This window comes from Mesorhizobium sp. M7A.F.Ca.MR.148.00.0.0 (assembly GCF_003997735.1).
In the GTDB taxonomy this organism is placed as follows: domain Bacteria; phylum Pseudomonadota; class Alphaproteobacteria; order Rhizobiales; family Rhizobiaceae; genus Mesorhizobium.
This window is the reverse complement of the sequence record NZ_RZTB01000610.1, coordinates 1-258: the sequence shown is the minus strand read 5'-3', so window position 1 is coordinate 258 and position 258 is coordinate 1. Positions and strand designations below refer to the sequence as shown.

Here is a 258-nt window from a genome sequence, read left to right as displayed (position 1 = left end):
CCGATTGCGGACTGCCGTCGGAGATCTTGAGGCCGTACTCCAGCACCACGACATGATCGGAGATTTGCATAACGACGGACATGTCATGCTCGATCAGCAGGATCGACGTGCCCGTGGTGTTCTTGATGTCGATCAGCAGCTCGTTGAGCGCCGCCGATTCTTTCGGATTGAGGCCGGCCGCCGGCTCGTCGAGGCACAGAAGCTCGGGTCCCGTGCACATGGCGCGAGCGATCTCGAGGCGGCGCTGCGCGCCATAGG

1 pseudogene is annotated in these 258 nt (G+C 62.4%); it reads right to left on the bottom strand.

The window, feature by feature from the left end:
* Positions 1-258, bottom strand: a pseudogene (locus tag EOB49_RS35515) (ABC transporter ATP-binding protein); the annotation flags it as partial.